Consider the following 1689-nt stretch of genomic DNA (forward strand, 5'->3'; position numbering starts at 1 on the left):
AGACGACGACGTGCCGGAGGGCATAGTGTCCGGGCCGCCTGTCCTGCCCTGGGAGCCCCCGATGAATACCACCAAGCCACCCGTCATCAAGGAAATGTTTCCCTATCTGCGCGTGCGCAACGCCGAGGCCGCGTTGGCGTACTACCAGGAAGTGTTCGGTGCGACCCTCAAGATGCGTCTGGACGAGCCTGGCACCGGCCGCATCGGACATGCCGAACTGGCCATGGGCCCTTCGGTGCTGATGCTGTCGGACGAATACCCCGAGCATGGCATCGTGGGTCCGCAGAGCATCGGCGGGACCAGCGTGTCGATCCATCTGCATGTGGACAATGCCGATGCGGTACTCGCGCGCGCCGTCGAAAAAGGCGGCTATCTGGTCAGGCCGGCCACTGATTTCTTCTACGGCGAACGCGGCGGCACCGTGCGCGATCCCTTCGGTCACGAGTGGCTGGTAGGCCACGAGATCGAGCAGGTGAGCGCCGAAGAAATGCAGCGGCGCTACGACGCCGCGATGGAGCAGGGTTGAATCAGCGCCAGTGTTGCAGCGTGTCGGTGGGCACGCCGACACGCATGCACGCATGGCTGCCTATGCCGTCATGCAGCGCCATGCGAAAGACCGGCGCCACCGACCACAGAGCCCGCGCAGCCAGTCGCGATTGCGCGCGCTGCAGCGGCGTGCGCTCCAGCAAGGTGTCGGCCCACGGCGGCAGCAAAGCGGCGCCTGCCTGCAGAAAGACATCACGCGACAATCCCGCCACCGGTACCGGCAGGCGCACGCGATACAACACATCGAGCACGGCACGCGAGCGTTCGGTGAAACGAAGATCAGGGCGTACGCGCCGGAAATAAGCAGTGATCTGCGCTTCCGATGCCGGCACGTCGCGCGCGCCCAGCGCCTCGGCGATGCGACGCACCTCGTCGTAGTAGCGGTCGGCCGCGCCTGCCGGCATCGCGATATGGCTGTAGCGCCGATAGCCCTGCAGGAAACTATAGGCCTCAGTGACATGCACCCAAGTCAGCAGATGCGGATCGTCGGCCGCATAGGGTCGCCCATCTTCCGCCGTACCCTTTACCTGCGAGTGAATGTGCCTCACGCGTTCGATCAAGGCCTGCGCCTGGTCGGCCGGCGCATACGTCGTACCACTGACGAATGACGTCGTGCGACGCAGGCGGCCGATCAGGTCGTCGCGGAAGTTCGAGTGATCCCATACACCGGCGAGCGCCAGCGGATGCAAGGTCTGCAGCATCAGCGCCGCAAGACCGCCGGCGAGCATGCCCGGAAAATCCGAATGCACACGCCAGGTGGCACTGTCGGGGCCAAAAAGCCCGGGATCGCCTATCGGATGATCGTAGTCCACATGGCCGCCGCCACCGCGAGGAAATGCGCTCAGCACCCAGCGTCGGATGGGCTCGCGGGCGGGGCGGGTAAGGAGATTCCAAGGTGACGACATGCTGACCAGTGTAATGCTTGGTTTCACATGCATCCTTTGCACACGCGAAAATCCTGTGTTATCTCTAACACCCATGACCTCCCACTCCGCCCGCCAGTATTTTTGGTATTACGGCTATCCGATGCCGCTGGCGGAGGGTTGGTCTCGACTGTCGTAACGACAAGACACCATTCCAAAAAAAGGCCGCCAGCCACCACTGGCGGCCTTTTTCATGGTCGCGAGTGGAACCTCCCAGGAG

At 63.6% G+C, this 1689-nt stretch carries 2 protein-coding genes; one reads left to right on the forward strand and one right to left on the reverse strand.

Going from position 1 to position 1689, the window contains the following annotated elements:
• Nucleotides 1-526, forward strand: a 526-nt coding sequence (locus tag AC1DMG_RS22010; RefSeq protein WP_477181139.1) for a VOC family protein, incomplete at its 5' end; no start/stop codon positions are given.
• A gap of 1 nt (nucleotide 527) precedes the next feature.
• On the opposite strand, the gene AC1DMG_RS22015 is transcribed toward AC1DMG_RS22010, so the two are convergent.
• Nucleotides 528-1451, reverse strand: a complete 924-nt coding sequence (locus AC1DMG_RS22015; RefSeq protein WP_441605129.1) for an oxygenase MpaB family protein — start codon at nucleotides 1449-1451, stop codon at nucleotides 528-530.
• Between the last annotated feature and the right edge of the window lie 238 nt (nucleotides 1452-1689).

Source organism: Dyella sp. 01N36 (assembly GCF_056399745.1).